Source organism: Mycobacterium sp. NTMscope_MAC_12 (assembly GCF_976985675.1).
In genome coordinates this window covers 3,516,256-3,540,111 of record NZ_CDRJYY010000001.1, presented here as the reverse complement: position 1 = coordinate 3,540,111, position 23,856 = coordinate 3,516,256, and the positions used below count along the sequence as shown (strand labels likewise).

Sequence of the window (23,856 nt, the reverse complement as noted above, 5' to 3'; positions counted from 1 at the left end):
TTCATGGCCAAGCTCGACTACGACTCCCTCAACTCCCAAATTCGCTACCTGATGTTCTCGGTCTTCTCCGTCGAGCCGGGTGAACTGGGTGAGCAGCGCGACGACGTGATTGACGAGGCGTCGACGTTCCTCAAGCAACAGGAGGAGCGCGGGGTCGTGGTGCGCGGCCTCTACGACGTGGCGGGCATGCGGGCCGACGCGGACTTCATGATCTGGACGCACGCCGAACGCGTCGAGGCGCTGCAGGCCACGTACGCCGATTTCCGCCGCACCACCGCGCTGGGACGGGCCAGCTCGCCCGTGTGGAGCAGCGTCGCCCTGCACCGGCCGGCCGAGTTCAACAAGAGCCACATCCCGGCGTTCCTGGCCGGCGAGGAGCCCGGCAACTACATCTGCGTGTATCCCTTTGTGCGGTCCTATGAGTGGTATCTGCTGCCCGACGAGGAACGCCGCCGCATGCTCGCCGAGCACGGCATGGCCGCCCGCGAATACAAGGACGTCCGCGCCAACACGGTCCCGGCGTTCGCGCTCGGCGACTACGAGTGGATCCTGGCCTTCGAGGCTCCCGAACTGCACCGCATCGTCGACTTGATGCGTGAGCTGCGCGCCACCGACGCCCGCCGGCACACCCGCGAGGAGACGCCGTTTTTCACCGGCCCTCGGGTGCCCGTCGAGCAGTTGGTGAAAGCCCTGCCATGACAGCGCCGTTCGATCCGACCGACCCCGCCCGTTTCGAGCAGATGTACCGCGACGACCGGACGTCGCACGGCCTGCCCACCGCCACTCCGTGGGACATCGGCGGCCCCCAACCGGTGGTCCAGCAGCTCGTGGCGGTGGGCGCGATCAAAGGTGAGGTGCTCGACCCGGGCACCGGTCCCGGCCACCACGCCATCTACTACGCCTCGAAGGGCTATTCGGCGACCGGCATCGACGGCTCGGCCGGCGCCATCGAGCGCGCCCGGGAGAACGCCGAAAAGGCCGGCGTATCAGTGAATTTCGAGTTGGCCGACGCCACCAAGCTGGACGGGTTCGATGGCCACTTCGACACGGTGGTCGACTGCGCGTTCTACCACACCTTCAGCACCGAGCCCGAGCTGCGACGGTCCTACGTGGAGGCACTGCGGCGCGCGACCAGGCCGGGCGCACGGCTGTACATGTTCGAGTTCGGCGAACACAACGTCAACGGCTTCAAGATGCTGCGGTCTTTGTCGGAGAACGACTTTCGCGATGTGCTGCCGGACGCCGGCTGGGAGATCACCTACCTTGGCCCGACCACCTACCAGGTCAACATCAGCGTCGAGTCCATCGAACTGATGGCCGCGCGCAATCCCGACATGGCGCAGGAGGCGGAGAAGCTGCTGGAACGGTTCCGCGCCATGGAGCCCTGGCTCGACGGCAGCCGGGTGTACGCGCCGTTCTGGGAAGTGCACGCCACGCGGGTCGATTGAGTGCCTCGGGCGCCACGCCCCCGCCCGTACCGCGAAGCCCCCGCCCCGCGCCACGCCCCCGCCCATACCGCGAAACTTAAACCGCTGCGATACTTTTCGGCGTGTCGTCGCAACTGGTTAAGTGTCGCGGTATCCGCGGCGGATGAGTGCACGGCGCACGCGGCCCACAACGTCGCCCGGCTTGTCGTCGGCGATCACCCGGATGACGGTCCACCCCAATTCTTCTAGCTTTCGTAGCCGACTCTGATCACGTGCGTACTGCTTGCGGTTGGTGCGATGGTGATCGCCGTCGTACTCGGCGGCCACCTTGTACTCCTCCCAGCCCATGTCGAGCAACGCGATCAGTCGCCAGTTGTCCTGCACCGGTATCTGCGTGGTCGGGACGGGCAGGCCGGCGTCGATCAGAAGTAGGCGCAACCACGTCTCCTTGGGCGACGCCGCGCCCGGGTCGACCAGCGGCAAGGCTAACCTCAGCCGACGCAAGCCGCGCGCACCGCGGTATCGCTTGGCCAGCAGCAGCACCTCCTCGAGCGAGAACGGCGTGGCACGCATCAACGCGTCGATCCGCGCCACCGCCTCGCCGATGGGACGCAGCCGGGCAAGGTCGAACGCGGTCCTGGCAAGAGTGGTCACCGGCAAACCGCTGACCCGGGTGACTTCGTCGGGCTGGATGCGCTGATTTCGGGTGATCACACCGCACGGCGGATGCGGGTTGCGCCAGATCAACTCGATGGGCTCATCGTCGTCGATCCACCGCGACCCGTGCAGCGCTGCCGCGGCGAGTCCGGCCAGCACGCCGCGCCGCCGCGACCATAGAAACGTCCCAGTCGAACGCGTCCTCAGCGACGGTGTCACCGCGTTCGACAGATAGATGTCCGGATAGATCGCGCGGAAGTCCGTTCGCAGCTGGTAGGCGCTCACGAGGCCGAGTCGCACTGCCTCGCTGCCCACGAATACGTCGTCCACAACCTCAAAGACGTAACGACGCGTCGGTGGGATCCGACGAAACTTAAAGGGCTGCGAGGCTGTGCGGCGCGTCTTCGCAACCGTTTAAGTGTCGCGGCACCTGGCGAGGAGGGAACCGCGACGAGCTACTCGGCCGGCACCAGCCGCAGGCAGACCGAGTTGATGCAGTACCGCTGATCCGTCGGCGTCGGGTAGCCCTCACCGGCGAACACGTGGCCCAGGTGGCTGTGGCAGTTCACGCACAGCACCTCGGTGCGCGTCGTCCCCAGGGAATGGTCGGGCCGCAGGATCACCGCATCGGATTTCGCCGGGTCGAAGAACGACGGCCAGCCGCAATGCGACTCGAATTTCTCTGTGCTGCGGAACAATTCGGCCCCGCAGGCGCGGCACTGGTACACGCCCTCGGTCTTGGTGTCGGTGTATTCACCGGTGAAGGGTCGCTCGGTGCCGGCTTGACGCAGCACGTGGAACTCTTCCGGGGTGAGCTTCTGGCGCCACTCGTCGTCGGTCAGCTGCAGCTTCGGACGCGATACGTCGGGGGAGGTCATGCATCCACGGTAGCGCGCTGCCGCTCGGTCATCAGCCACGCCGGATCGATCCCGTCGTCGAGCCGGTTCTCCGCCTTGGCGTCCAGATACCGGAAGTACAGCACGGTGAACGTGACGATCAACAGCAGCGACCAGCCGTAGGTGATCTTGAGGTACTCCAGCGCCCGGCCCCACCGCATCCAGTTGAACAGCAGCCAGCGGTCAAGGGTCATGAAGCCGTAGATCCCCAGCCACGCAGGCCAGTTGCGGATCAGCGAGTTGGGCAGCACGACCGTCATCAGGAACGGGAACAGCATCATCGAGTAGTAGCCCTGGGCCAGCGACGACACCAGGAACGACCACAGCAGCAGCACACCCGCCGAGTTGGTCAACCAGAACCGCGGGTCCCGGGTGCGGTAGTGGCGATACAGCAGCCACAGGGCCCCAATCGCGAGCAGCGTGAACAGGATTCGCAGGAACACGATCAGCCAGGTGGGCAGGCCGAAGTACACGCCGTTGCCCTCGATCGAGCTGTTGAAATAGTCGCGGGTGCCCAGGAAGTAGGGCACCGTGCGGGTGACGAAGTCCATCGGATCACTGACCAACGGCCACGCGGCCGCGTTGACGACGACGGGAATCACCAAGGCGGGCACCAGCGTCCGCCACTGGCGGTTCAGCACGGGCAGCAACAGCAACGGCAAGAGCACCGGTTTGAGCGTCAGCGTCAGGCCGATCGCCACGCCGGCCCACCACTGCCGGCTGACCCGCCCGTCGAGCAGCCAGCGCAAAAACAGCATCTCGGCGAGCAGGACGCAGCCGTTGATGTTGGTGAACACCAGCGTGTTGGTCACCGTCTCGGTGCAGAACATGGCCAGCAGCAACGCGGGCGCGGCGACCGAGGACAGCGTGTAGTTGAACATCCGCAGCAGCAGGTACCAGGCGGCCAGGATCGCCAGGGTGTTGATCAGGATGAACAGGTAGCGCGACGGATACTCGGGCAGGTATCCGAACGGTGCCATCAACAGCGTGCCGCCGGGCGGGTACAGGTAGTGCGGATCGACGTAGTCGAAGTGCTCGTTGTAGATGTCCCAGCCGCGCCGGAAGTTCAGCACCGCCCGGTAGACGGGTTTGAAGTCGTCGGTGATGTTGCCGTTGGTGGTGATGACGATGCTGCGGTGCAACACCGAGAAGATCGCGATCGGCCACAGCGCGGACCGCAATATGCTCGCCACGCTCGGCGCGCCGGTGCGGGGACGAAAGGCGGCCAGGAGCCGCTCACGCGAGCCGGTTCGGGTCGATTCAGCTGCCGTCACCAGCGCACCGTACACCGGCGCGCCGGCGCCGCTGAAGGCAGCATCAGGCCGGGCAGTAGGTGTCGGTGTTGGGCAATTTGCCGCTGCTGAGGTAGCCCATCAGCGGGGGAACCGCGCAGCCGGAATAGATGCTGGCGCCGTGCCCGATGCCCTGCCACATCACCCGCTTGCTGGCCGAGTTGGCGTTGATGATGCTGGCCGCGGTCGCCGCGACCCCGTCGGTTCCCACGATCGGGTCGTTCTGCACGCCGAGCAGCAGCACGTCGACCTTCAGGCTCTTCGGTGAGGGCGGCGGGGAACCGGTGGGCCAATGCACGCACTTGACCATGTTGAGCGCGGCGACGGTGCCGAATTGGGGATAGAGCTTGCCCCAGGCGACGAACAGTTCGCGCACCCGGTCCGGGGTCGGGCGGTTGACGGCGTCACTGCAGACGTTGACGAACTGACCGTCGGAGTCCTGCACGGTGTTGGCGTGGTTGATCAGGTTGTTCAGCCCGTTGGTGTCGCCGGAGCGCGCGGCCGCCAGCGCGTTGGCCAGGTTGGTGGTGGCGTTGACGCGCCCGCCGGAGGGAAAGCCCAGCGCGACGGTGATGGCGTTGGCGACCTGCGCCACCGACGCACCGCCGGGGCCCTTGCCGGCGCGGGCGTCGGCCAGCAGAGCGCTGACCGCGCCCTTGGGGTCCGGACCCAGCGCGCAGTTCACGGCGATGCACTGGGCGGCGAAGGCGTCGAGCGCGGCCTGCTGCCCCTTGACCTGTTGCTCGGCGGCGGCTTCGGCGTTGGTGCCCAACGCAACCGGCGAGTCGAGGATCAGGCGGGCGACCTTGTCCGGCCGCGATCCGGCGTAGGCCAGCGCCACCTGTGCGCCGTTGCCGACGCCGATCAGCGCCAGGGCAGGCACGTCCCACGTGCTGCGCAACCGCTCGATGTCGGAGGCTGCGTGCGCGTCGTCGTACGCGGAGGCGCCCGGCGCGATCGCGTCGGTGCAGTTGGTGGTCGCGGTGTTGGCGACCTCGGACAGGTTGGCCACCGGGTCGTCGCCGGTCTGGAACTGCGACTGGTCCCGCATCTCCTGGCGGTCGAACTTGTCCCGGCAGTCGATGGGGCTCGACATGCCGATGCCGCGACGGTCGACGGCGACGATCGGGTGGGCGGCCAGCACGTCGGCGCCGGCCCGGGACAGCCAGATCGGCAATTGCGCCGACGACGGCAGATCCGAGCCGGTGGTCAGAACCAGCGGCCCGGCATCGTGGGGCGTCTTGTCGGAGCGGGCGCGCACCACGCCGATGCTCAGGCTGCCGCCCCCGCCGTTGACCGGGTCCAGGTCGGAGTCGTAGTTCGCGCAGTCCAGCTGCACACCCGCCGCGGCGGGAACGGCCGCGTCCGCGAACACCCGCGAGGTGCAGTCGTGCCACGCCAGGTCGTTTTTGGGTGCGGCGATCGGGGGCGGGCCGGTGGGCGCCGGCTTCGACGTGGCCGCTCCCTGCGGCCGCGCACCGGAATTGGTGGCGAAGCGCGGGTTGGCGGCCAGGCCCGGGACGCAGCCGGCCAGCAGCGCGGTCACCGCAACCAGGATCGTGGCGCACGTGTACGGCCGACTCATGCCGACCACAGTAGCTAGGCCTTGACGTAGCGGGTGTAAAGGTAGCCGGCGTCGTCGGTCAGGACGTGGGCACAACGCATCCCGGTGAGCAGCTGGCCCGGGCCGGCCGCGATGCGTCGCGCCTGACCGCCCACGAGGTAGGGCGCGATCGTCAGGCACAGCTCGTCGAGCATGTCGCGCTCGATCAGCGTGCCCAGCAGCATCGGCCCGCCCTCGGTGAGAATGCGGCGCAGCCCGCGCGCACCGAGGGTCGCCAGCAGAGTGGCCTCGTCGACCTTCTCGGGGTCGCCGCCGGAGCAGTCGAGGACCTCGCACAGGCCGCTGAGCAGCCGCCGCGCCTGGGCGGCCGCCGCGGTGCAGGTGAGCACCAGGGGCGGCACCTCGGTGCGGGTGAACACGGCCATGTCCCGGTTGAGGAGGCCGGATTTGGTCACGATCGCCAGGGGCGGGACTTCGCTTTGCCCACGGCCCTGCCGGCGCTGACGCTGGGCGGCGCTCAGCTGCGCCCCGGAATAACCCTCGATCCGCACGGTGCCCGCGCCCACCACGATGACGTCGGCGAGCTCACGCAGCAGGTTGAAGACGAACCGGTCGCCCGGCCCGCCCATGGCCCCGCTGCTGCCGCCGGACGTGGCTCCGCCGTCGACGCTGGTGATGAAGTTCGCCCGCACCCAGGTCGCGGTGCGCTCGGGATAGCCGTAAAGCCGGGGGAGTTCGCCGTCGTCGAGTTCGCGCATCGAGCCCAGCAGCGACAGCGGCGTCTCGGGCATGTGTCTGATTGCAGCACGCCGCTACAGTTCCTGCATGCACGGGTCCACCTCCGCGGGCGCTTCGCCCGGCGTCGCGCGCCTGGTGGACCGGCATCCGACCGTCTCGCCGGAGCGCCTGATCGCCCAATTGAGGCCGCCCCCGACGTTCGCCGACGTGAGCTTTGCGACGTACCAGCCCGATCCGGCCGAGCCGACGCAGGCCGCCGCGGTCCTGGCGTGTCAGGACTTCTGCCGGCAGGCCACGCAGCGCCGCGCGGGCCGGCGAAAACTGTTGGGACGACGGCAGGTTCTGCCCGGCGTCGGGCTGTACCTCGACGGCGGGTTCGGCGTGGGCAAGACGCACCTGCTGGCGTCGGCCTACTACGAACTGCCCGGTGACGGGCCGGGCGGGTCAAAGGGCGGGACGCTGGATGGCCCGCCCCCCAAGGCGTTCGCGACCTTCGGCGAGCTCACCCAGCTCGCCGGGGTGTTCGGCTTCGTCGAATGCGTCGACCTGCTGGCCACCTACACGGCGGTGTGCATCGACGAGTTCGAGCTCGACGACCCGGGCAACACCACGCTGATCGCGCGCCTGCTCTCGTCGCTGGTCGAGCGCGGGGTGTCGGTGGCCGCCACCTCAAACACCTTGCCCGAGCAGCTGGGCGAGGGCCGTTTCGCGGCGCAGGATTTCCTGCGCGAGATCAACACGCTGGCAAGCATTTTTACCACCGTGCGGATCGAGGGGCCCGACTACCGGCACCGCGGCCTGCCGCCGGCCCCACAGCCGCTGTCCGACGAACAGGTGGCGGCGCGCGCGGTGCAGGTCGACGGGGCGACGCTCGACGACTTCGACGCGCTGTGCGCTCACCTGGCCACCATGCACCCGTCGCGGTACCTGACGTTGATCGAGGGCGTGCGCGCGGTGTTTCTGACCGGCGTGCACGGGATCGACGACCAGAACGTCGCGCTGCGGCTGGTGTCGCTGACCGACCGGCTCTATGACGCCGGCATTCCCGTGGTGGCTTCGGGCACCAAGCTGGACACCATCTTCAGCGAGGAGATGCTGGCCGGTGGATACCGAAAGAAGTACCTACGGGCCACTTCCCGGCTTTTGGCGTTGACTGCGGCGGCTAACCCAGCTCGCGAACCATGACATAGTCGTGCTCGAGGTCGGCGCCGAGTTGAAAGGTCCTGGTGCCGCTGATCCGGAAGCCGCTCTTGGCGTAAAAGCGTTGCGCGCGTTGGTTTGCCCGATTGACCCCCAGCCACACGCGGCGCGCGCCCCACTCGCCGGCGGTGGCCAGCGCGCGCTCCATCAGCGCCGTCGACACCCCGCCGCCGTGATATTCGGGCAGCACGTAAATCTTGGACAACTCGGCGGCGTCGGCGCCGGAGTCGCGAATCAGCATGGCGTAGCCGATGATTCGGCCGTCGCGCGCCGCGGCGAGGACCGCGCGGTGCGGATCGGCGAGGTAGTCCGCGAAGCGCTCGGCCGACAGGTTCGCGTCCACGAACGCCGCGATATTCTCCTGGGCCGCCCCGGGCGGGCATGCCAGCGGAAAGGTTTGTGCCGCAACGCTCGCCAGCTCTACGGCGTCGGCAGAGCCCGCCGCGGAGACCTGGACGGTTCGGATCAAAGATTCCACTGGGCGAGGTGATAGCCCGTCTTCTTGTCCAGCAGGACGACGGTGGAGACGGGGTCGCGGTAGGCGTCCCAATACACGCCGCCGCGCACGATCGCTCCGTTCGGCGCGTTGACGATTACGTTGTCCAGCGCGTCGGGCGCATCCGAGGCGCGCGGCTTGTAGGCGTCGGCGTTGGGGGTCACCCCGTTGAAACTGAAGATGGTCGCCATGACGTACGGATTGGGCACTCGGATCGCGCGAATGGTCACGTCGGCGCGCTCGGCGGTGCTGCCGGGGAAGCCCTTGTAGGTGCCTTCGCGCGTGTAGCCGAATCCGGGCGGTGGGTCGCAGGGCGCGACGCCGCTCACCGTCACGTCCGCGACGAACGTGCCGGTGTCCACGCGCAGCGTGTCCCCGATGTGGCCGATCGGCGCGTCACCGGCCCACGCGCGGGGGACCGACACGACGGCGGTGACGCTCGCCGCGGCAACCAACAAGGCGGACACCGATACCAGCCAGCGGCGCATCTTCGCCATGTCTTGCCTCCTTGGCACCGTTGGGGACCCTCGCATGATCGCACACGCGGCAGCGCCGAAGGGAGGGGTCGGCCCCCGCCCGTCAGCCGTCGCCGTCGGCGTCCGGGGCAACGGTTTTCCCGCCGGCGAGCGATTCCAGCGCCGCGATCAGATCCGCCTCGACCCGGTCCTTGTCGACGCCGCATCGGTGCAGCGGTCCCTGCGAGGAAGAGCCGGCCTCCAGCTCGAGCAGCGCCAGCAGCTGGTGCTCGGTGCCGACGTAGTTGTGGCCGAGCCGAAGCGCCTCGCGCACGGTCAATTCGAGCGCCTTGCGCGCCGGCCCGCTGAACGGGATGAGTTCGGGCGGTTGGTCTTCCACGCGCAGCGCGGCGATCGACGCGGCCGCGGCGTCGCGTAGCGCCTCGGTGTCGACGTCCTGCAGGCGCAGCAGCACCGTTGCCAGGGCGGCCGCGTCGGCGAGCACCCCGATCAGCAGATGGTCGGGGGTGATCTCGCCGTGGCCCGCTTCGTGCGCGGCGTTCTGGGCCGCCACGACCGCGCCGCGCGCCCGCGGGGTGAAACGCGAGAAGCCCTGCTCGGGAACCAGGGTGGCGGGCTCGGCCCGCGGCACGAATCGCTTCTGGGCGGCCTGTTTGGTGACGCCCATGCTCTTGCCGATGTCGGTCCAGGACGCTCCCGAGCGGCGGGCCTGGTCCACGAAGTGGCCGATCAGGTGGTCGGCGACCTCGCCCAGGTGTTCGGCGGCCAGCACGGCGTCGGCCAGTTGATCCAGCACGTCGGGGTGTGTGGTCTTGATCGCGGTGATCAGCTCGTCGAGGCGGATCGGATAGGCGATGCGGATCGGTTCGGACATGTCGTCAACGGTAGGTTGACGCGCCTACGGCTGTCAACCAAGGGTTGACGCCAGAAAGTTGATGCGCGACGGCGACGCCTCTGGGAGAATTCGTGAGCCATGAAGCTCCTGCTCGCCCTGTCCGGCCTCGCCGTCACGATCGGTCTGGCCGCAGCGGCGCACGCCGATGGCACCGACGACGCGTTCATCGCATCGCTGCACGCGGCCGGCATCACCTTCTCCGACCCGGACAAGGCCGTCGGGGCGGGCAAATGGGTGTGCGACACGGTCGGCCAGGGCACGCAGATGCCCGACGTGGTCAAGACGTTGCTGTCCAAGAACTCCGCGCTGAACGAGGACAAGGCCAACCAGTTCGCGGCCATCGCGGCCCACTCGTACTGCCCCAACACGATCACCTCAACCACGAACACCCCGTAGCGGCGCCGAGATGCCAATTGCCGCCGGGTTTGAAAGAATCTAGGCGTTATGCGATTTCTCCTCGGGCTTTTTCTTGGGCTTTGCAGTGCCGCCGCCGTGATCGGCCTGGCCGCCCCGGCCCGCGCGGACGTCGACAACGATCAGGATTTCCTCAAGGACCTGCGCGACGCCGGCATCACCTACCAGGACGCCGGCAATGCGATCACCATCGGCAAGTCGGTGTGTGAGCTGCTCGACGACGGGCAGTCGGACGCGAAGATCGTGACGGACCTGCGCAACCAGAACCCGGCCTTCCAGGGCGCCAGCGCGGCCAAGTTCACCTTCCTCTCGGCCGCCCACTACTGCCCGAAGTACATCACCGGCGAGGACCGCGGCCCGAAGCCCGAAGGCGCAAGCGGCAACTGAGCCGGGCGGGGCCGCCCTAGGCTGGTGCCCGTGCGCGTCGATCCTGGACCGCTGACATGGGACGCGGCGGTTCAGACCTGGCATCTCGACCTCGTCTCCGCGGCCGTCATCGCGGCGCTCGGGGCCGGATACGCCTGGTGCTACCGGCGCACGCGCAACGCCGAACACCCCCTCGGTGCCGCGCACGCCGCGTGCTTCGCCGTGGGCGCGCTGGTGTGGCTGCTGGCCGCGATCAGCGCGATCGGCGCCTACGCCTACATCCTGTTCTGGGTGCGCGCGCTGCAGGTCCTGCTGCTGCTCTACGTCGCGCCCTTCTTCTTCGCCCAGGCCAAGCCGGTCACCGTCCTGCGCGACGCCGTCGGGCCGGCCGGGCGTGATCGCATCGACCGGCTGCTGGCGTCCCGGTTGGCCCGCTGGGTGGCGCATCCGGCGACCACATCGGTGGCGATGCTCGCCGCGCCCTGGCTGCTGTATCTGACGCCCTGGTATACCGCGGCGCTGCGGACCGAATGGATCGGCGCGCCAACGCGAATCCTGTTGATAGTGTTCGGCTTTGGCTACTTCTATGCCCGGCTGCAGGAAGATCCCGTACCCCGCAGGTACCCGCAGTCGATCTCGTTGCTGATCACCGTCGCCGAGGCGCTCGGTGACGGCGTCCTGGGATTGGTCATCTGGCAGGGGCCGCTGATCGGCGCGGCGTATTACGCGGGGCTGCAACGTTCCTGGGGGCCGGATCCGCGCCTGGACCAGACGATCGGCGCCGGCGTGCTGTGGATCGTCGGGGATCTGGTCGGCTGGCCGTTCGTGCTGCTGCTGATGCGTGCGCTGTCCCGCGACGAGACGGCGCACGCGGTGGCGGTCGATGCCGAGTTGGACGAGGCCGACGGCGCCGTGAGCGACGGCGCCGCACCGTCGGGGCTGTGGTGGGAGAACGACCCACAGCTGCGGGAGCGGTTCCGCCGCCGGTGACTTCAGGCCGGATCAGGCCGCGCGCGCCGTCCAGGTGAAGCTCTGCATCTCCGGGATCCGTGGCGCCAGGGCGGCGGCGACGCTGCGACCGATCTGATCGGATGCGGCCAGCGACGTGTCGGCGTTCAGGAACCCTTCCACCTCCACGCGCAGGGTCCGCCCGGTCCACCGGGCGCGGGCGTGCGCGTGCGTCACGCCGGGTACCGAGGCGGCGAGGGCCTCGGCGGTGGTGATGATGTCGGGGTCGACGCCGTCGAGCAGGCGATGCGCGATGTCGGCGGTGACCTCCCAGCCGACGTGGCAGATGAATCCGGTGACGACGATTCCGGCGACCGCGTCGGCCCAGCCCCAGCCGAGTGCCACCCCGATCAGCCCCAGCACCGCCCCGGCCGACGACAACGCGTCCAGCCAGGAATGCTTGGCGTCGGCGACCATGGTCGCCGACCGAATTCGCTTGCCCACCACCAGTTTGTAGCGGGCCACCAGCTGATTGCCGACGACGCCGACGGCGGCCGCGGCGATGCCCCAGCCCACGTAACCGGTGCCGCCGTGGCGCAGCAACTTGGTGATGCTCTCGAAACCGGCGACCACGGCGCTGCCCCAGATCACCAGGGCCACCCCGATGCCGGCGAGGTCTTCGGCGCGTTCGTAGCCATAGGAGTACCGCTCGGTGGGCACCTTGCGCGAGGCGCGGAAGCCCACGAACACCAGGGCGCTGGTGGACACGTCGGACAGGTTGTGCAGCGCGTCGCCGAGCAGTGCCACCGAACCGGACAGCAGCGCGATGACCAATTCCACCAGCCCGGTCAGCGCCAGCCCGATGGCGCTGACGGCAACCGCACGGTTGGCCTGCCGGCGCTCGCCGGCGTCGTCCGCCACGGTGTCGAGGGGAAAGCCTGCCGCCGGGTCACGGACCCCGTTGATCACATGCATACCGTCAGCATGCCCGATGCGGCGGCAACTCCCAAGCCATTATCGGCGCAGGAAGGGCGGGGGCTCCGGTCGGCGCCCGTGGCCATCAGGCCGGGCCCCACGTAATCGCGTGGGCGCCAACGCCCTAGTTGTCCTGCTCCGGGTTGGCCGGGCGATCGCGCCACGGGCGGACGGTCTTCGGCAGGAGCATGAACGCCACGGGCAGGCGCACCAGCGCGTCGCGGGCGGAGACCTCGAGGAACACGATCTCCATCTCGAGGCTGTTCAGGGGCCGCGTTTCCATCATGAAGCGTGTCCGCAAGTAGCGGGGGGTCCGCAGCCACTCGACCAAATTCATGAACGCGACTGTACGCCTCTAGCGGAAATACCTGATGTACACGGTCTTTCGCAGCTTCGTCCGTCAGCCCATGCCGATGCGGATGTTCTTCACCTGCAAAAAGTCGTAGAGGCCTTCGACGCCGCCGGTGCGGCCGAACCCGCTTTGCTTGTATCCGCCGTAGGGGCCTTGGGGCGCGATGTCGCTGTGCCTGTTCACCCACACCGACCCCGCTTCCAGCCGGCGCGCAACCCGGTGTGCGCGTTCCAGGTTGGAGGTGGCCACGAAGGCGTTGAGGCCGTAGCGGGAATCGTTGGCGATCCTGACCGCCTCGTCCTCGTCGTGGAACGGCATCACCGACGCCACCGGCCCGAATGTCTCGGTCTGCGCCAGCGCCGAGCGGTTGTCCACGTTGGTGAAGATCGTCGGCTCGATGAAATAGCCGGACGCGAGGTCACCGCCCAGGCGGCGACCGCCGGTGATCAGGTCACCGGCCTTCTCACTGACCGCTTGGTCGATGACGCCGAGGATGCGCTCGGCGGCCGCCTCGCTGATGACGGGCCCGAGCATGACGTCGGGCTGCAGCGGATCCCCGACCTTCGCGGCCTGCACGGTCGCCACGAGTTTCTCCACGAACGTGGGGTACACCGACGCTTCGACGAGGATCCGGGAGGCGCAGGCGCAACTTTGGCCGGCCTGGGTGATGGGCCCCTGGTGGGCCGCGATGACGGCGGCCATGTCGAGGTCGGCGTCGGCGAACACGAGATACGCCGATTTGCCGCCCAATTCGGCCGTCACGGGTGTGAGGTTGTGCGATGCGGCCTGCAGTACTTTCTGCGCGGTCGCCTGGCCACCGGTGAAGTGGATCTTGCCGACCCTCGGGTGACGAACCAGCGCGTCGCCGCCGTCCGGACCGGCCGGCAGCACGTTCACCAATCCCGGCGGCAGGCCCGCCTCGAGGCAGAGTTCGCCAAAACGCAAGGGCGCCAACGACGCAACTTCCGACGGTTTGAGGATGACGGCGTTTCCCGCCGCCAGCGCGGGCGCCACGGCCGCGCCGACGACCACCAGCGGCCCGTTCCACGGGGTGAGGACGCCGACGACGCCGTAGGGTTCGCGTCCGACGATGTTGACGTCGAACGCACCGGCGACGGGAGTGCTTGCGCCATGCGACTTGTCGACGTATCCGGCGTAGTAGCGCAGGAACCGCTCCGTCAGTACGGAGTTGCCGGCAACCGCGATCGGGACGCCGTAGTCGTGCACGTTGAGCTCGCTCAGCTCGGCGAAGTGGTCGCGCACCGCATCGGCCAGCGCGAACAACAGATCGCGGCGGCGATCGACGGGGTAGGACATCCATTCCCGGTGCGCGTCCCATGCGCTGTCGACGGCTCTGTCGACCTCGCTGTGGCCGGCCATGGGTATGGACGCGTTGGGCAGGCCGGTGCCCGGGTAGACGTGGCGGTAGGTTCCACCGGATGCCGCGGTAATGCGTTCTCCGCCAATGAGTAACGCACCCGAGAGCGTCGGCGACGACGCGGTTGCCGTCATGGCAGTGTCCTCCGTTGTCGTGTCAGCCGACGGGCGCGGGATCGGCCTGGTTTTCGGCCGCCACCCGCTGCTTCTGTTGCGCGATCACCTGGTTGAGGTAATCCGCCTTGGCGCAGCCGTAGTACGCCGCGAATTGCAGCGCCAGTTCGTCCATCTCCCCGAACGAGACGTCGCCGCTCTTCAGCGCCGCGTACACGTGCGACATGATCGGGATTTCGGCGTCCTGGAAGGCGACGCAGGCAACCGTGATGAGGCGGCGTTCCTTCATGCCCAAGCCGGGTCGCAGCCACATCTCGCCGAAGACGAAGTTCAGGATGCCCGCGCCCGAGTAGGGGTTGTCGCGCATCGGCGCGAACGGCAGGCAGTTGATCTCCTTGAACGATTCTTCGCCGCCCTGCAGCCGCTGCTCGGGATCACTGGCGGTGACCAGCGGCAGCAACGGCTCCGGCGGGGGAGGCGTCTCTCCGCGCGCCTCGGCGATCTTCGCCCACTGCTGATCCACGGCGATGTTGAACCGCGACGCCTTCGGCCAGCCCGCGTAGACGGCGAAATGCAGGACCGTTTCCCGCATTTCGGTGATCGTGAGGTCGCCGCTGTTCAAAGCCGCATAGACGTGCTGCTCGAGCGGGGCCTGCGCGTCCGCGGCCGCGACGCAGGCCAGCGTCACGAACCGTCGATCGCGGCGGCTGAGCCCCGGCCGCGACCACACCTCGCCGAACACGAAGTCGACCAGCCCTGCCGTGAAAGGGCCCTGACCGTCGGGCGGGTTGAACGTCATCACCTCGGCGAAGGTGCGCACCCCTCGCTCGTGTCGCGCACCGTCGTCCGTCAAAGCACTACCTGATGGTGACACCGGCGTCCACTTTCAGCTCGAGTCCTGTGACATAACGGGATTCATCGGAGAGGAGGTAGAGCACCGCGTTGCTCACATCGGTCGCCTCGATCAGCGTCGCGGGCAACGCGTTGAGAAAGATGGGCACCAGGTCGGGCCGCTGCTCGGCGATCAGCGTGTGCATCGTCGGGGGCGCCATCCCGGTGGCCACCCCGGTGGGGTGCACGGTGTTGACCCGAATGTTCTGGGCGGCAAGCTCGTTGGCGAGTGCGAGCGTCATCCCCACGATGCCGTGCTTGGACGCCGTGTAGGGCACGTGCAGCGGGGTCCCCTTGATGCCGGCCGAGGAGCTGATGTTGACCAGGCTTCCGCCGCCCCGTTCGACGAGGTGGGGGAGCGCCGCCGCGCAGGTGTTCCAGGCGCCGATGAGGTTGACGTCGACGACCAGCCGCCACTGCTCGGCGGTGGTGGTGTCCCAGGTGCCGACGGTCAGCACGCCGGCGTTGGCGACGGCGCCGTCGAGCCCGCCGAGTTCGTCGACGGCCGCGTCGACCGCCGCCTTCAACGCGGCCTCGTCACGCACGTCGACGACCGCGGTGAGCGCCCGTCGGCCGTGTTTCTCGACCAGTTTCGCGGTCTCGTTCAGATCGTCCTCGGTGGCCAGCGGGTATTCCAAACCCTCTGGGGTGGAGCAGATGTCGACGAGGATGCAGTCGGCGCCCTCTTCGGCCAGCCGCACCGCGTGCGAGCGTCCCATGCCGCGCGCCGCCCCGGTGATCAGGACCCGTTTGCCCGCGACGCGGCCCGGTGGATTGTTCGTTGCCATGGGTATCAGACCTTGTTGCAGAAGCCGGCGTCGACGGGGAAGGTCACGCCGGTCACGTACTTGGCGTCATCGGAGACCAGGTAGGCGATGGCGGCGCTGATGTCCTCGGGTTCCAGCATGCCGACGGGCATCGGGTTCTGCAGGTGGGGGCCGGCGCCGGGATTCTTCTCCAGGAAATCGGTCATGTCGTCGTTGGTCGCCATCATCGTGTTGACGGCGGTCGGGTGCACGGTGTTCACCCGAATATTCAGCGGCGCAAGCGCATTGGCCATGGTGCGCATCAACCCGACGATGCCGTGTTTGGACGCCGCGTAGCCCAGGCCGCCGCCTTGCAGTCCGCCGAAGCCCTTGATGCCGGCGGTCGAGCTGGTGAAGATGATCACCCCGCCGCGATTACCGGTCAACAGATGCGGAACGGCCGCCCACGCGGTGTGATAGGCCCCGTCGAGGTTGACGCCGACGACCGCGCGCCACTGCGCCAGCTCCTCCTCAATGCTCAACTCGCGGAACGCCAATGGCGCGATCCCGGCGTTGGCCAACACGATGTCGAGGCGGCCGAAGTGCTCGACGCCGCTATCCATCGCGGTCTTGACCTGCTCGAAGTCGCGCACATCGGCCACCGTGCCCAGCATCTTTCCGCCGCCCTCTTCGACGAGGGCGACGGTCTGGTCCAGTTCCTCGCGGGAGGCCATCGGATATCCGTTGGCGGGGATGTCGGCGCAGATGTCGATCCCGATGATGTTGGCGCCCTCGCGGGCGAGCCGTACCGCGTGGCTGCGGCCCTGGCCGCGCGCCACCCCGGTGATGAAGGCGACTTTGCCATCTAACGAACCCACGGCGCGTTTCCTCTTTCCTTGGTCATCGGCCCAGATCAGGCCGGAGTAACGCCGTTACTCCCGTGCGCACAGTAACATGGTTACTGTGAAGGCGACAGGGCCCCGAGTGGAGACCGTGGACAGCGCGTCGGGGCCGCGCGTCGATCCGATCCTGGACATCGTGGTCGAGATGCTCGACACCGAGGGTTATGAGGCCGTTCAGCTCCGCGAGGTGGCGCGACGGGCCCGCGTTTCGTTGGCGACCATCTACAAGCGGTATCCGACGCGCGACGAACTCATCGTCGCCGCGCTGGAAGGCTGGATGGACGCCAACCGCTACGCGGGATTGCCTTCGCTGATCGACGATCTGCCCGGCGATTCGATCTATGTGGACCTGATGCACGTGATGAGGACCATCTTCGAGCCGTGGGAACAGCACCCGTTGATGCTGCGCTCCTACTTCCAGGCGCGATCGGGGCCCGGGGGGAAACGCCTCATCCAGCGCGGTGTCGACGCCGTCGTCCCGGTCGCCAAAGCCATTCTGGCCCAAGCGGATCCGGGGTTCGCCAAAGACCTCGAGCTCATCCTGCCCGGCGTCGTGTTCGGGTTTCTCACGCGATTCGCCCAAGGGGAGATCGACGTTACCGAGATCGTGCCCGGCATTGAACGCGCGGTGTTCTGGCTGACCGCGGCGCAGGGCTGAGCGCGTGACCCGCTCTCACATCAGCGGTGGTGGTATCAACCACGTCATCGAAGGATCGACGTCGTCTCTGTGTTCCGGGCAGTAGCTGGCCACCGAAAGACCGATGAAGTAGCCGGATTGCTTCGCCGACATGGGCGTTTGCTTCGTCAGTTTGATCGCCAGCATGGATACGTTCGGGTTCGTTTCGATGCTGGTGCACACCGCATGGGCCGTTGCGATCGCATCGTCGTCGTCGAACATCGTGATCCCGCCCTTGTCGAGGCCGGCGAGGAACGCATCATCGGCATCATCGTCCGCCGCCGCCGGTGCCGCGCAGGCCAGCGCGCCCGTGGACAGGACGATCGCGCAGGCGGCCGCCCACTTCGCAGCACCGGCCTTCAGATGAGCCATGGCCTCCCCTCTACGCGCGGGCCAATCGGCGACAAGTCAAGGACGACTTAAGTGAACGATAGCCGAAATCGCGGTGTCCACCGCGCGATCGCGCGTAGGCGTCGCCACGGTTTTCATGACGAGCAATGGGAGGCTTTGATCCGTCCGTTGGGCGCGCCCAGCTTGGCCAGGGCGTCCGCATTGGATGCCGTTGTGTCCGGGCCGGATCCGCCCTGGAACCGGCCGGAACGGTCGAACGCCACCGATGCGCAGCCGTTGCGCGTGCCGGCCACGACTTCGCACACGTCGCCGGCCTCGGCGGTGCAGTGGGCCAATGCGATCTGGTTGGCCTGGTCCTGACTGCCCCCGGTGCCCCAGCCGGCGGCGCGTCCGCTCCCGACGGAGACCGCCAGGGCGACGAAGTCATCGTCGGCCGCGGCCGTCGGCGCCGCGACGAGCGCGCAACCGATCGCGACGACGACGGCAATGATTGACCGCACCGGCCGGCTCCTTCGCAACGCTCAGGACAGGAATTTAGCGCCGAGGTCGGCGTCCGCGCGGGAAAATGGACCGCTGCGTCGCGCGGCTACGGGTTGCCCTCCGGGTCTTCGGCCAGGTAGGTGACGTCATACCAGCGCTTCTGAGGTTCGGCGTCGGACGGCTCGCTCGCAGTGGCCCGCTCGAGTCGAACGTCCGTCAGATGCGGATTGTCAACGCGGATATAGTCTTCCAGCTCAGCGTGCAGCGCTTCGCCGTGCAGGCTGATGTCCGCGAGCGCCCTGCCGTCGTACCTCGTCCAACTCACGGGTGACATCTTGCTCCGGTCACGGCCCGGACTTTCGTTGGCCCTTCGCGAGCCGACCCGTTTCTCCTATACTCGACGTACCTTTGGAGGTGCGATGGCTACAAGCTGGGACACGCTGGATCGCTACGTCGTCATTTCGACGGACACTCACGCCGGGGCGGATCTTTACGACTACAAACCGTATCTGCCGGCCAGTCTGCACGCGGAGTTCGATGCGTGGGCCAAGGCCTACGCCAGCCCGTTCGACGATCTGATCGTCGCGACCGCCAACCGGAACTGGGACCACGAGCTTCGGATCGCCGAGATGGACGCCGACGGCGTGGCCGCCGAGGTGCTGCTGCCCAACACCGTTCCGCCGTTCTTCCCGACGACCCCGAACATCACCATCAGCCTGCCTCGCACGCGCGAGGACTTCGAGAAGCGTTGGGCCGGCGTGCAGGCCCACAACCGGTGGCAGGTCGATTTCTGTTCGCTGGCGCCCGCCCGGCGCCGCGGGCTGATCCAAATCTTCCCCAACGATGTCGATTTGGCGCTGGAGGAGATCCGCTGGGGTGCGGAGCAGGAATGCTTTGGCGGCGTGCTCATTCCGCCGGTCTCGCCCGGCGATTCGCAGGTGGCCCCGCTTTTCCACACCCGCTATGAACCGCTCTGGGCGCTGTGCGCGGAACTCGACCTCACGGTGGTGCAGCACGCGGGCGCCGGCAGCCCGGAGATGCCGATGGACCAACCGGCCTCCAACGCGGTGTTGATCACCGAGATGGCGCTGTGGGCCCAGCGGACGCTCGGTCACCTGATTCTGGCCGGAGTGTTCGAGCGCCACCCGACGCTGCGATTCGTGCCGACCGAACAGGGCACGCTCTGGGTGCCCGGGCAGCTCGCCGTCCTCGACGCCATGGTGCCCACCATGAAGTCGGACGCCGGCAACCGCACGTACGGGATGTTCGGCGGATCGTCGGTCGACGAGCTCACCCTGACGCCGAGCGAATACGTCCAGCGGAACTGCTATTTGGCCACCGAGCTGATGCCGTACGACGGCGCGATGATCGACTTCATGGGCCCCGATCACATCATGTGGGGCAGTGACTATCCCCACGAGGAAGGCTTTGCGCCCCACTCGACGTTGGCCATTCGTTGGGCCCTGCACGACAGGCCGCAGGACGTTTGCCGAAAGATACTGGGCGGCAACGCCGCTCGCCTGTACCGCTTCGACCTCGATGCCCTGGTGCCGGTCGCCAGCAAGATCGGGCCCACCGTCGCCGAGGTGCAGACCCCCCTCGAGGACACGGGATATCGCGCCCCGGCCGCTTTCGGCTACCGACCCTTCGAAGGGGGCCTGGCCCTCAAGCGGCTGGCTCCGCAGCGGCGCTAAGCGGATTCGTCGCTCAACGCGGCGCTCAGCCGGCGGGTCGCCGACGAGAGCTGCGCCCCCAGGCCGGTGACCGCCGCGCCGCTCATCGGCTCGGCGCTGGGGACCAGGCTGAGCATCAACGCGATGCGCGACCCGGGTCCCAGGATCGGGGAGTCGATGTGGCTCACCTCGTAGGTGCGGTCCGGGTCGAGATCGATCGGGAACCACTCCTCCTGGTGGATCAACTCGTCGGTCAATTCCTGTGCCAGCCGGCTCAGCCGGGTGGAGCGCACCTCGGCGCTGCGCACGATCAGCGCCAGTTCCTGCAGGCGCAGATCGGGTAGGAGGTGCAGGCCGACGGCGTAGCCACGCGCCCGGGCGGTGGTGATGGCCTCGCGGTAGCGGTCGCGCACGTCGTCGGGCAGGGCGGCCAGCCAGCGTTCCCGAACCTCGGGACCGGCCCACGCGACAGTCGACGCCCCATACGGCGGGCGGTGGGGGAACTGGGTGCCGATGGGCATCGGGTGACCGCCGCCGTGACGGCTTCGGACCTGATCGACGACGGTCGAGTAGTCCTCGCTCACCGAGAAGGCCACGCAGTGCGCGCCCGTCGCGGCCGACAGCTCGGCCATCGCGGAACGGGCCAACACCAGGGCCGGGTAGCGCCCCGCGGCCTCGCGGCCGAGACGCACCAGCGCCGGACCGAGGTGATAGGTCTTGCGCACCGGGTCGCGCAGCAACCAGCCGGCCCGGAGCAGCTCCGACAGCATCGAGTGGCAGCTGGCCTTGTGCACGCTCAAGTGGCGCGACACCTCGGCCAATGTCATTCCCCGGCTCCCGTCGCCCGCCAGCTGCTCGAACAGGTTCACGACCCGTTCGGTCTGGGGGGAAGGGCGCGGGGCCATGGGCGCAATGGTCGCATATTGCGACTGCTTGCGGTGATATAAGCGACCATGTGACCATGGCCACAATGGAAGACCTGCGGGGCAAGGTGGCGGTCGTGACCGGCGGGGCCGGGGGCATCGGCCGGGCCATGGGCCGCCGATTCGGCCACGAGGGCATGAAGGTGGTGCTGGCCGACGTCCTCGCCGAACCCCTCGAGGAGGCGACGCGGGCGCTCGCGGACGAGGGCGTCGAGGCGGCCGGGGTTCTCACCGACGTCACCGACTATTCCTCGGTCGAGTCGCTGGCCAAGGAGGCGCTGACCCGCTTCGGCGCGGTGCACGTGGTGTGCAACAACGCGGGCACCGGCGGGGTCTCCGAGGGGTACATGTGGGAGCACGACCTGGCCGACTGGCGCTGGGGGATCGACGTCAACGTGCTCGGCGTCATCCACGGCATCAAGGCCTTCGTGCCCATCCTGCTCGAGCAGGGCGAAGGGCACGTGGTCAACACCTGCTCGGGCAACGGCGGGTTCGCGCCGATCGCCCGGGGCGCCATGGGCGGACCGGCCACCGCGGTCTACCCGATGACCAAGGCGGCGGTGCTCTGCCTGACCGAGAGCCTCTACACCCACCTGGAGATGACCGGGACGCGGGTTCGGGCGCACGTCCTTTTCCCCGGCGGCTTCTTGAACACCGGCATCTGGGAATCGTGGCGGCACCGCCCGCAGCGCTACGCCGCCACCCAGGAACGTCGCACGCCCGAGCAGACGCTGGACAAGGTCGTGGCCCGCTTCGAATCCGCCGGCGCCCACGTCGAATTCACCCCGCTCGAGACGGTCGCCGACCAGGTGGTGGACGGCATTCGCGCGGACCGCTTCTGGATGATGGGCCCGCCCACCCCGGCCGATCAGGTGGTGAGCAGCAAGGCGGCATCGATCCTCGCTCGTGGAGCCCCCGACTACCTGGTCGACGTCCTCGGCCGAAGCGCCGGCAAGGACTGAAGAAAACGGAAGGAGAAACCGTTGAGCACCAACGTCGTTCGCTACGGTCCTCGCCCGCCCGAGGCGCAGGTCGACCACGAGATCGATGCCACCAAGGCGCCGATCGCCACCGAGGCGGTCACCGTCACCTACCTCACCGATCCGGAGATCGTCGCGGCCGTGCTGCCCCGGCCGCTGGAGCCGGCGGCCGAACCGCTGGTGCGCATCCAGCTGCAACGGGTCCGGATCGAGGGCATGGCGCCGTTCGGGTCGGCGGTGTTTTCGGTGACCGCCCGGCACGGCGACGTCGAGGGTGACTATCCGCTCTTCATGCCCCAGTCCACCGAGCAGTCGGTCACCGGCGGCCGCGAAACGTTCGGTGAGCCAAAGAAATTGGCCCACATCGAGGTGGAGCGCGACGGCGATCGCGTCACCGCCGCCGTCGACCGGCTGGGCTGTCAGCTCATCACGGTGAACGGACAGATCACCGGCCCGGCGGAGTTGCCGCCCGACCAGGTGAACACCGAGTTCTACTTCAAGTTCCTGCGCGCCCCCGACGGCGGCGGCATCACCGACCCCCACCTGGTCTACGGCGAGTACCACCGGCACTACGAGCTGCTGGAGACCATCGACGGCACCGTCGAGTTGGGGGAGTCGCCGCTGGATCCGGTGGCCGACATCGTCGTTCGCCAGATCAGGTCGATCACCTGGTGTCGGCGGCGCACCGTCCAGGTGGGCCGGATCGCGGCCCGGGTGCCGCAGGAGTGGCTGCTGCCCTACGTGCACCAGCGCTACGACGATCCCTCTAACGGCGTAGCCGGGTCTCCTGTCCCCAGGCCCGAGCCGGCGCGGGCGTAGCGCATGGACCGCTACACCGTCATTTCGGCCGACTGCCACGCCGGCGCCGATCTGCTCGCCTACCGCGAGTACCTCGACCCGCAGTACCGGGACGAATTCGACGGCTGGGCAAAGACATACGTCAACCCGTTCGGGGATCTCACCGAGCCCGAGGCCGAACGCAACTGGAACAGCGATCGGCGCAACGCCGATCTGGATACCGAAGGCATTGCGGGGGAAGTCATTTACCCCAACACCGTGCCGCCGTTCTTTCCTCAGGCGAGCCTGGCCGCCCCTCCGCCGGAGACCGCCCGGGAACTCGAGCTGCGCTGGGCCGGCCTGCGGGCGCACAATCGCTGGCTGGCCGACTTCTGCTCCCTGTCGCCCGAGCGGCGCGCCGGGGTGGGCCAGATCCTGCTTCCGGATCTCGACGAGGCCATCGCCGAGATCGCGCAGATCGCCAAGCTGGGGCTGCGCGGCGGTGTGCTGCTGCCCGGGATCGCCCCGGGCACCGGCCTTCCCGCGCTCTACGCCGAGCACTGGGAGCCGCTGTGGGCGGCGTGCGCGGAGGCGGGCCTGGTGGTCAACCACCACGGCGGCAGCGCCGGGCCGAGCCCGACGGACGGGTGGGGTAGCTCGTTCGCGGTGTGGGTGTACGAGACGCACTGGTGGGCGCATCGGGCGTTGTGGCACTTGATCTTCAGTGGCGCGCTGGACCGCCACCCGGACCTCGTCGTCGTCTTCACCGAGCAGGGCGCCGGGTGGATCCCTGCGACGCTCGACTCGCTCGACGTGGCCGCGGCCCGCTACGGGCGGGAGAATTCGGCGATCGCCCGCTTCGCCGGGCCCACCGCCGGCTCGCTGCGGCTGCGGCCCAGCGAGTACTGGGCCCGCCAGTGTTACGTCGGCGCCAGCTTCATGCGTCCCGTCGAGTGCGCCGAGCGGCACGGCATCGGCGTCGACCGAATCATGTGGGGAAGCGACTACCCCCACTACGAGGGGACCGCCCCCTACACGCGGGAAGCGTTGCGCCACACCTTCAGCGACGTCCCGACCGACGAGGTGGCCGCCATGGTTGGCGGCAACGCGGCCGGCGTGTACGGGTTCGACCTCGAAACCCTGGCGCCGCTTGTCGACCGGATCGGCCCGACCGTGGCCGAGGTCGCCGAGCCGCTGGCCGCCATACCTGCCGACGCGCGCAGCACCGTCTTCGAACCCGACCCCATCCGTGCTTGGTAAGGAAGGACCA

Annotated in this window: 29 protein-coding genes; 11 read left to right on the top strand and 18 right to left on the bottom strand. The window is 68.4% G+C overall.

Translation table 11 applies throughout. The features are described from left to right. The first annotated feature begins 3 nt into the window (after positions 1-3). Together hemQ and AC0KS4_RS16095 are read left to right on the top strand one after the other, a co-directional pair. Entirely contained in the window at positions 4-699 is a 696-nt protein-coding gene (gene hemQ, locus AC0KS4_RS16100) for a hydrogen peroxide-dependent heme synthase (protein WP_225329863.1), read from the top strand. Continuing rightward, positions 696-1,448, top strand: coding sequence for a class I SAM-dependent methyltransferase (locus tag AC0KS4_RS16095; RefSeq protein ID WP_225329862.1), 753 nt, complete (start codon positions 696-698; stop codon positions 1,446-1,448). Before hemQ ends, AC0KS4_RS16095 begins: the two co-directional genes overlap by 4 nt. A gap of 117 nt (positions 1,449-1,565) precedes the next feature. Here the strand turns inward: AC0KS4_RS16095 and AC0KS4_RS16090 are convergent, their stop codons facing one another. The 5 genes from AC0KS4_RS16090 to AC0KS4_RS16070 form a co-directional block, all read right to left on the bottom strand. Beyond that, positions 1,566-2,414 (bottom strand): endonuclease domain-containing protein, encoded by an 849-nt coding sequence (locus tag AC0KS4_RS16090; protein WP_225329861.1) that lies wholly within the window; start codon positions 2,412-2,414, stop codon positions 1,566-1,568. A gap of 125 nt (positions 2,415-2,539) precedes the next feature. Next, entirely contained in the window at positions 2,540-2,962 is a 423-nt protein-coding gene (gene msrB / locus AC0KS4_RS16085; protein WP_238956375.1) for a peptide-methionine (R)-S-oxide reductase MsrB, read from the bottom strand. Beyond that, positions 2,959-4,269: an arabinofuranan 3-O-arabinosyltransferase gene (aftC, locus tag AC0KS4_RS16080; protein WP_238956374.1), complete on the bottom strand. Its 1,311-nt coding sequence runs from the start codon at positions 4,267-4,269 to the stop codon at positions 2,959-2,961. The genes msrB and aftC overlap by 4 nt, the downstream gene beginning before the upstream one ends. 28 nt (positions 4,270-4,297) lie before the next feature. Beyond that, entirely contained in the window at positions 4,298-5,857 is a 1,560-nt protein-coding gene (locus AC0KS4_RS16075; protein WP_225329858.1) for an alpha/beta hydrolase, read from the bottom strand. A gap of 14 nt (positions 5,858-5,871) precedes the next feature. After that, positions 5,872-6,627 carry a pyrimidine reductase family protein gene (locus tag AC0KS4_RS16070; protein WP_238956373.1) on the bottom strand — a complete coding sequence of 252 codons (756 nt, stop codon included), beginning with the start codon at positions 6,625-6,627 and terminating at the stop codon, positions 5,872-5,874. Between AC0KS4_RS16070 and zapE the strand changes: the two genes are divergently transcribed. Then, positions 6,626-7,759, top strand: coding sequence for an AFG1/ZapE family ATPase (zapE, locus tag AC0KS4_RS16065; RefSeq protein WP_238956372.1), 1,134 nt, complete (start codon positions 6,626-6,628; stop codon positions 7,757-7,759). The two genes, AC0KS4_RS16070 and zapE, sit on opposite strands and share 2 nt — an antisense overlap. On the opposite strand, the gene AC0KS4_RS16060 is transcribed toward zapE, so the two are convergent. The 3 genes from AC0KS4_RS16060 to AC0KS4_RS16050 form a co-directional block, all read right to left on the bottom strand. After that, entirely contained in the window at positions 7,737-8,252 is a 516-nt protein-coding gene (locus AC0KS4_RS16060; RefSeq protein WP_238956371.1) for a GNAT family N-acetyltransferase, read from the bottom strand. The genes zapE and AC0KS4_RS16060 overlap by 23 nt on opposite strands. After that, positions 8,240-8,758 carry a hypothetical protein gene (locus AC0KS4_RS16055; protein WP_225329868.1) on the bottom strand — a complete coding sequence of 173 codons (519 nt, stop codon included), beginning with the start codon at positions 8,756-8,758 and terminating at the stop codon, positions 8,240-8,242. The genes AC0KS4_RS16060 and AC0KS4_RS16055 overlap by 13 nt, the downstream gene beginning before the upstream one ends. Before the next feature lie 91 nt (positions 8,759-8,849). Beyond that, positions 8,850-9,620 carry a Clp protease N-terminal domain-containing protein gene (locus tag AC0KS4_RS16050; RefSeq protein WP_225329854.1) on the bottom strand — a complete coding sequence of 257 codons (771 nt, stop codon included), beginning with the start codon at positions 9,618-9,620 and terminating at the stop codon, positions 8,850-8,852. 99 nt (positions 9,621-9,719) lie between these two features. Between AC0KS4_RS16050 and AC0KS4_RS16045 the strand changes: the two genes are divergently transcribed. Genes AC0KS4_RS16045 through AC0KS4_RS16035 form a run of 3 tightly spaced genes read left to right on the top strand, consistent with a single transcriptional unit; the run spans position 9,720 to position 11,411 of the window. Beyond that, the gene (locus tag AC0KS4_RS16045) at positions 9,720-10,037 is read left to right on the top strand and encodes a DUF732 domain-containing protein (RefSeq protein WP_225329853.1); all 318 of its coding nucleotides are present in this window, start codon (positions 9,720-9,722) and stop codon (positions 10,035-10,037) included. A gap of 48 nt (positions 10,038-10,085) precedes the next feature. Continuing rightward, positions 10,086-10,442, top strand: coding sequence for a DUF732 domain-containing protein (locus AC0KS4_RS16040; protein WP_225329852.1), 357 nt, complete (start codon positions 10,086-10,088; stop codon positions 10,440-10,442). Between the two features lie 30 nt (positions 10,443-10,472). After that, positions 10,473-11,411 (top strand): cytochrome c oxidase assembly protein, encoded by a 939-nt coding sequence (locus tag AC0KS4_RS16035; RefSeq protein ID WP_238956370.1) that lies wholly within the window; start codon positions 10,473-10,475, stop codon positions 11,409-11,411. Between the two features lie 12 nt (positions 11,412-11,423). Here AC0KS4_RS16035 and AC0KS4_RS16030 read toward each other — a convergent pair whose 3' ends face one another. From AC0KS4_RS16030 to AC0KS4_RS16005, 6 genes are all read right to left on the bottom strand, one after another. Then, positions 11,424-12,344: a cation diffusion facilitator family transporter gene (locus AC0KS4_RS16030; RefSeq protein WP_225329850.1), complete on the bottom strand. Its 921-nt coding sequence runs from the start codon at positions 12,342-12,344 to the stop codon at positions 11,424-11,426. A 124-nt stretch (positions 12,345-12,468) separates the two neighbouring features. After that, positions 12,469-12,681: a hypothetical protein gene (locus tag AC0KS4_RS16025; RefSeq protein ID WP_225329849.1), complete on the bottom strand. Its 213-nt coding sequence runs from the start codon at positions 12,679-12,681 to the stop codon at positions 12,469-12,471. Between the two features lie 63 nt (positions 12,682-12,744). Continuing rightward, positions 12,745-14,208, bottom strand: a complete 1,464-nt coding sequence (locus AC0KS4_RS16020) for an aldehyde dehydrogenase family protein (protein WP_238956369.1) — start codon at positions 14,206-14,208, stop codon at positions 12,745-12,747. 22 nt (positions 14,209-14,230) lie between these two features. Beyond that, the gene (locus tag AC0KS4_RS16015; protein ID WP_225329867.1) at positions 14,231-14,986 is read right to left on the bottom strand and encodes a carboxymuconolactone decarboxylase family protein; all 756 of its coding nucleotides are present in this window, start codon (positions 14,984-14,986) and stop codon (positions 14,231-14,233) included. Positions 14,987-15,044: 58 nt separating this feature from the next. Next, positions 15,045-15,866: a mycofactocin-coupled SDR family oxidoreductase gene (locus AC0KS4_RS16010; RefSeq protein WP_238956368.1), complete on the bottom strand. Its 822-nt coding sequence runs from the start codon at positions 15,864-15,866 to the stop codon at positions 15,045-15,047. A 5-nt stretch (positions 15,867-15,871) separates the two neighbouring features. Continuing rightward, positions 15,872-16,702: a mycofactocin-coupled SDR family oxidoreductase gene (locus AC0KS4_RS16005; protein ID WP_238956367.1), complete on the bottom strand. Its 831-nt coding sequence runs from the start codon at positions 16,700-16,702 to the stop codon at positions 15,872-15,874. Between the two features lie 115 nt (positions 16,703-16,817). Here AC0KS4_RS16005 and AC0KS4_RS16000 point away from each other — a divergent pair, with 115 nt between their 5' ends. Beyond that, the gene (locus AC0KS4_RS16000; protein WP_238957329.1) at positions 16,818-17,384 is read left to right on the top strand and encodes a TetR/AcrR family transcriptional regulator; all 567 of its coding nucleotides are present in this window, start codon (positions 16,818-16,820) and stop codon (positions 17,382-17,384) included. 15 nt (positions 17,385-17,399) lie between these two features. Here the strand turns inward: AC0KS4_RS16000 and AC0KS4_RS15995 are convergent, their stop codons facing one another. The 3 genes from AC0KS4_RS15995 to AC0KS4_RS15985 all read right to left on the bottom strand — a co-directional run bounded on the left by AC0KS4_RS15995 (position 17,400) and on the right by AC0KS4_RS15985 (position 18,558). After that, positions 17,400-17,774, bottom strand: a complete 375-nt coding sequence (locus tag AC0KS4_RS15995; RefSeq protein WP_238956366.1) for a DUF732 domain-containing protein — start codon at positions 17,772-17,774, stop codon at positions 17,400-17,402. Between the two features lie 113 nt (positions 17,775-17,887). Next, positions 17,888-18,253: a DUF4189 domain-containing protein gene (locus AC0KS4_RS15990; protein WP_238956365.1), complete on the bottom strand. Its 366-nt coding sequence runs from the start codon at positions 18,251-18,253 to the stop codon at positions 17,888-17,890. Between the two features lie 86 nt (positions 18,254-18,339). After that, positions 18,340-18,558 (bottom strand): hypothetical protein, encoded by a 219-nt coding sequence (locus AC0KS4_RS15985; RefSeq protein ID WP_225329843.1) that lies wholly within the window; start codon positions 18,556-18,558, stop codon positions 18,340-18,342. 94 nt (positions 18,559-18,652) lie between these two features. Here AC0KS4_RS15985 and AC0KS4_RS15980 point away from each other — a divergent pair, with 94 nt between their 5' ends. After that, positions 18,653-19,927 (top strand): amidohydrolase family protein, encoded by a 1,275-nt coding sequence (locus AC0KS4_RS15980; protein ID WP_238956364.1) that lies wholly within the window; start codon positions 18,653-18,655, stop codon positions 19,925-19,927. Here the strand turns inward: AC0KS4_RS15980 and AC0KS4_RS15975 are convergent. After that, on the bottom strand, positions 19,924-20,811 hold the full coding sequence (locus AC0KS4_RS15975) for an IclR family transcriptional regulator (protein WP_225329841.1): 888 nt from the start codon (positions 20,809-20,811) through the stop codon (positions 19,924-19,926). The genes AC0KS4_RS15980 and AC0KS4_RS15975 overlap by 4 nt on opposite strands. Before the next feature lie 65 nt (positions 20,812-20,876). Between AC0KS4_RS15975 and AC0KS4_RS15970 the strand changes: the two genes are divergently transcribed. The 3 genes from AC0KS4_RS15970 to AC0KS4_RS15960 are packed head-to-tail and all read left to right on the top strand — an operon-like array spanning position 20,877 to position 23,846. Beyond that, positions 20,877-21,791, top strand: a complete 915-nt coding sequence (locus AC0KS4_RS15970; protein ID WP_238957328.1) for an SDR family oxidoreductase — start codon at positions 20,877-20,879, stop codon at positions 21,789-21,791. 21 nt (positions 21,792-21,812) lie between these two features. Then, positions 21,813-22,628, top strand: coding sequence for an acetoacetate decarboxylase family protein (locus AC0KS4_RS15965; RefSeq protein WP_238956363.1), 816 nt, complete (start codon positions 21,813-21,815; stop codon positions 22,626-22,628). 3 nt (positions 22,629-22,631) lie between these two features. Beyond that, positions 22,632-23,846 (top strand): amidohydrolase family protein, encoded by a 1,215-nt coding sequence (locus tag AC0KS4_RS15960; RefSeq protein ID WP_238956362.1) that lies wholly within the window; start codon positions 22,632-22,634, stop codon positions 23,844-23,846. Positions 23,847-23,856 lie beyond the last annotated feature (10 nt).

What these genes read in the sequence shown, in the direction of transcription:
- hemQ (WP_225329863.1), top strand. Translation starts at nt 4, where the DNA reads ATGGCCAAGCTCGACTACGACTCCCTCAACTCCCAAATTCGCTACCTG.
- AC0KS4_RS16095 (WP_225329862.1), top strand. Translation starts at nt 696, where the DNA reads ATGACAGCGCCGTTCGATCCGACCGACCCCGCCCGTTTCGAGCAGATG.
- msrB (WP_238956375.1), bottom strand. Translation starts at nt 2,962, where the DNA reads ATGACCTCCCCCGACGTATCGCGTCCGAAGCTGCAGCTGACCGACGAC.
- AC0KS4_RS16075 (WP_225329858.1), bottom strand. Translation starts at nt 5,857, where the DNA reads ATGAGTCGGCCGTACACGTGCGCCACGATCCTGGTTGCGGTGACCGCG.
- zapE (WP_238956372.1), top strand. Translation starts at nt 6,626, where the DNA reads ATGTGTCTGATTGCAGCACGCCGCTACAGTTCCTGCATGCACGGGTCC.
- AC0KS4_RS16070 (WP_238956373.1), bottom strand. Translation starts at nt 6,627, where the DNA reads ATGCCCGAGACGCCGCTGTCGCTGCTGGGCTCGATGCGCGAACTCGAC.
- AC0KS4_RS16055 (WP_225329868.1), bottom strand. Translation starts at nt 8,758, where the DNA reads ATGCGCCGCTGGCTGGTATCGGTGTCCGCCTTGTTGGTTGCCGCGGCG.
- AC0KS4_RS16050 (WP_225329854.1), bottom strand. Translation starts at nt 9,620, where the DNA reads ATGTCCGAACCGATCCGCATCGCCTATCCGATCCGCCTCGACGAGCTG.
- AC0KS4_RS16045 (WP_225329853.1), top strand. Translation starts at nt 9,720, where the DNA reads ATGAAGCTCCTGCTCGCCCTGTCCGGCCTCGCCGTCACGATCGGTCTG.
- AC0KS4_RS16040 (WP_225329852.1), top strand. Translation starts at nt 10,086, where the DNA reads ATGCGATTTCTCCTCGGGCTTTTTCTTGGGCTTTGCAGTGCCGCCGCC.
- AC0KS4_RS16030 (WP_225329850.1), bottom strand. Translation starts at nt 12,344, where the DNA reads ATGCATGTGATCAACGGGGTCCGTGACCCGGCGGCAGGCTTTCCCCTC.
- AC0KS4_RS16025 (WP_225329849.1), bottom strand. Translation starts at nt 12,681, where the DNA reads ATGAATTTGGTCGAGTGGCTGCGGACCCCCCGCTACTTGCGGACACGC.
- AC0KS4_RS16020 (WP_238956369.1), bottom strand. Translation starts at nt 14,208, where the DNA reads ATGACGGCAACCGCGTCGTCGCCGACGCTCTCGGGTGCGTTACTCATT.
- AC0KS4_RS16015 (WP_225329867.1), bottom strand. Translation starts at nt 14,986, where the DNA reads ATGACGTTCAACCCGCCCGACGGTCAGGGCCCTTTCACGGCAGGGCTG.
- AC0KS4_RS16010 (WP_238956368.1), bottom strand. Translation starts at nt 15,866, where the DNA reads ATGGCAACGAACAATCCACCGGGCCGCGTCGCGGGCAAACGGGTCCTG.
- AC0KS4_RS15995 (WP_238956366.1), bottom strand. Translation starts at nt 17,774, where the DNA reads ATGGCTCATCTGAAGGCCGGTGCTGCGAAGTGGGCGGCCGCCTGCGCG.
- AC0KS4_RS15980 (WP_238956364.1), top strand. Translation starts at nt 18,653, where the DNA reads ATGGCTACAAGCTGGGACACGCTGGATCGCTACGTCGTCATTTCGACG.
- AC0KS4_RS15975 (WP_225329841.1), bottom strand. Translation starts at nt 20,811, where the DNA reads ATGGCCCCGCGCCCTTCCCCCCAGACCGAACGGGTCGTGAACCTGTTC.
- AC0KS4_RS15970 (WP_238957328.1), top strand. Translation starts at nt 20,877, where the DNA reads ATGGAAGACCTGCGGGGCAAGGTGGCGGTCGTGACCGGCGGGGCCGGG.
- AC0KS4_RS15960 (WP_238956362.1), top strand. Translation starts at nt 22,632, where the DNA reads ATGGACCGCTACACCGTCATTTCGGCCGACTGCCACGCCGGCGCCGAT.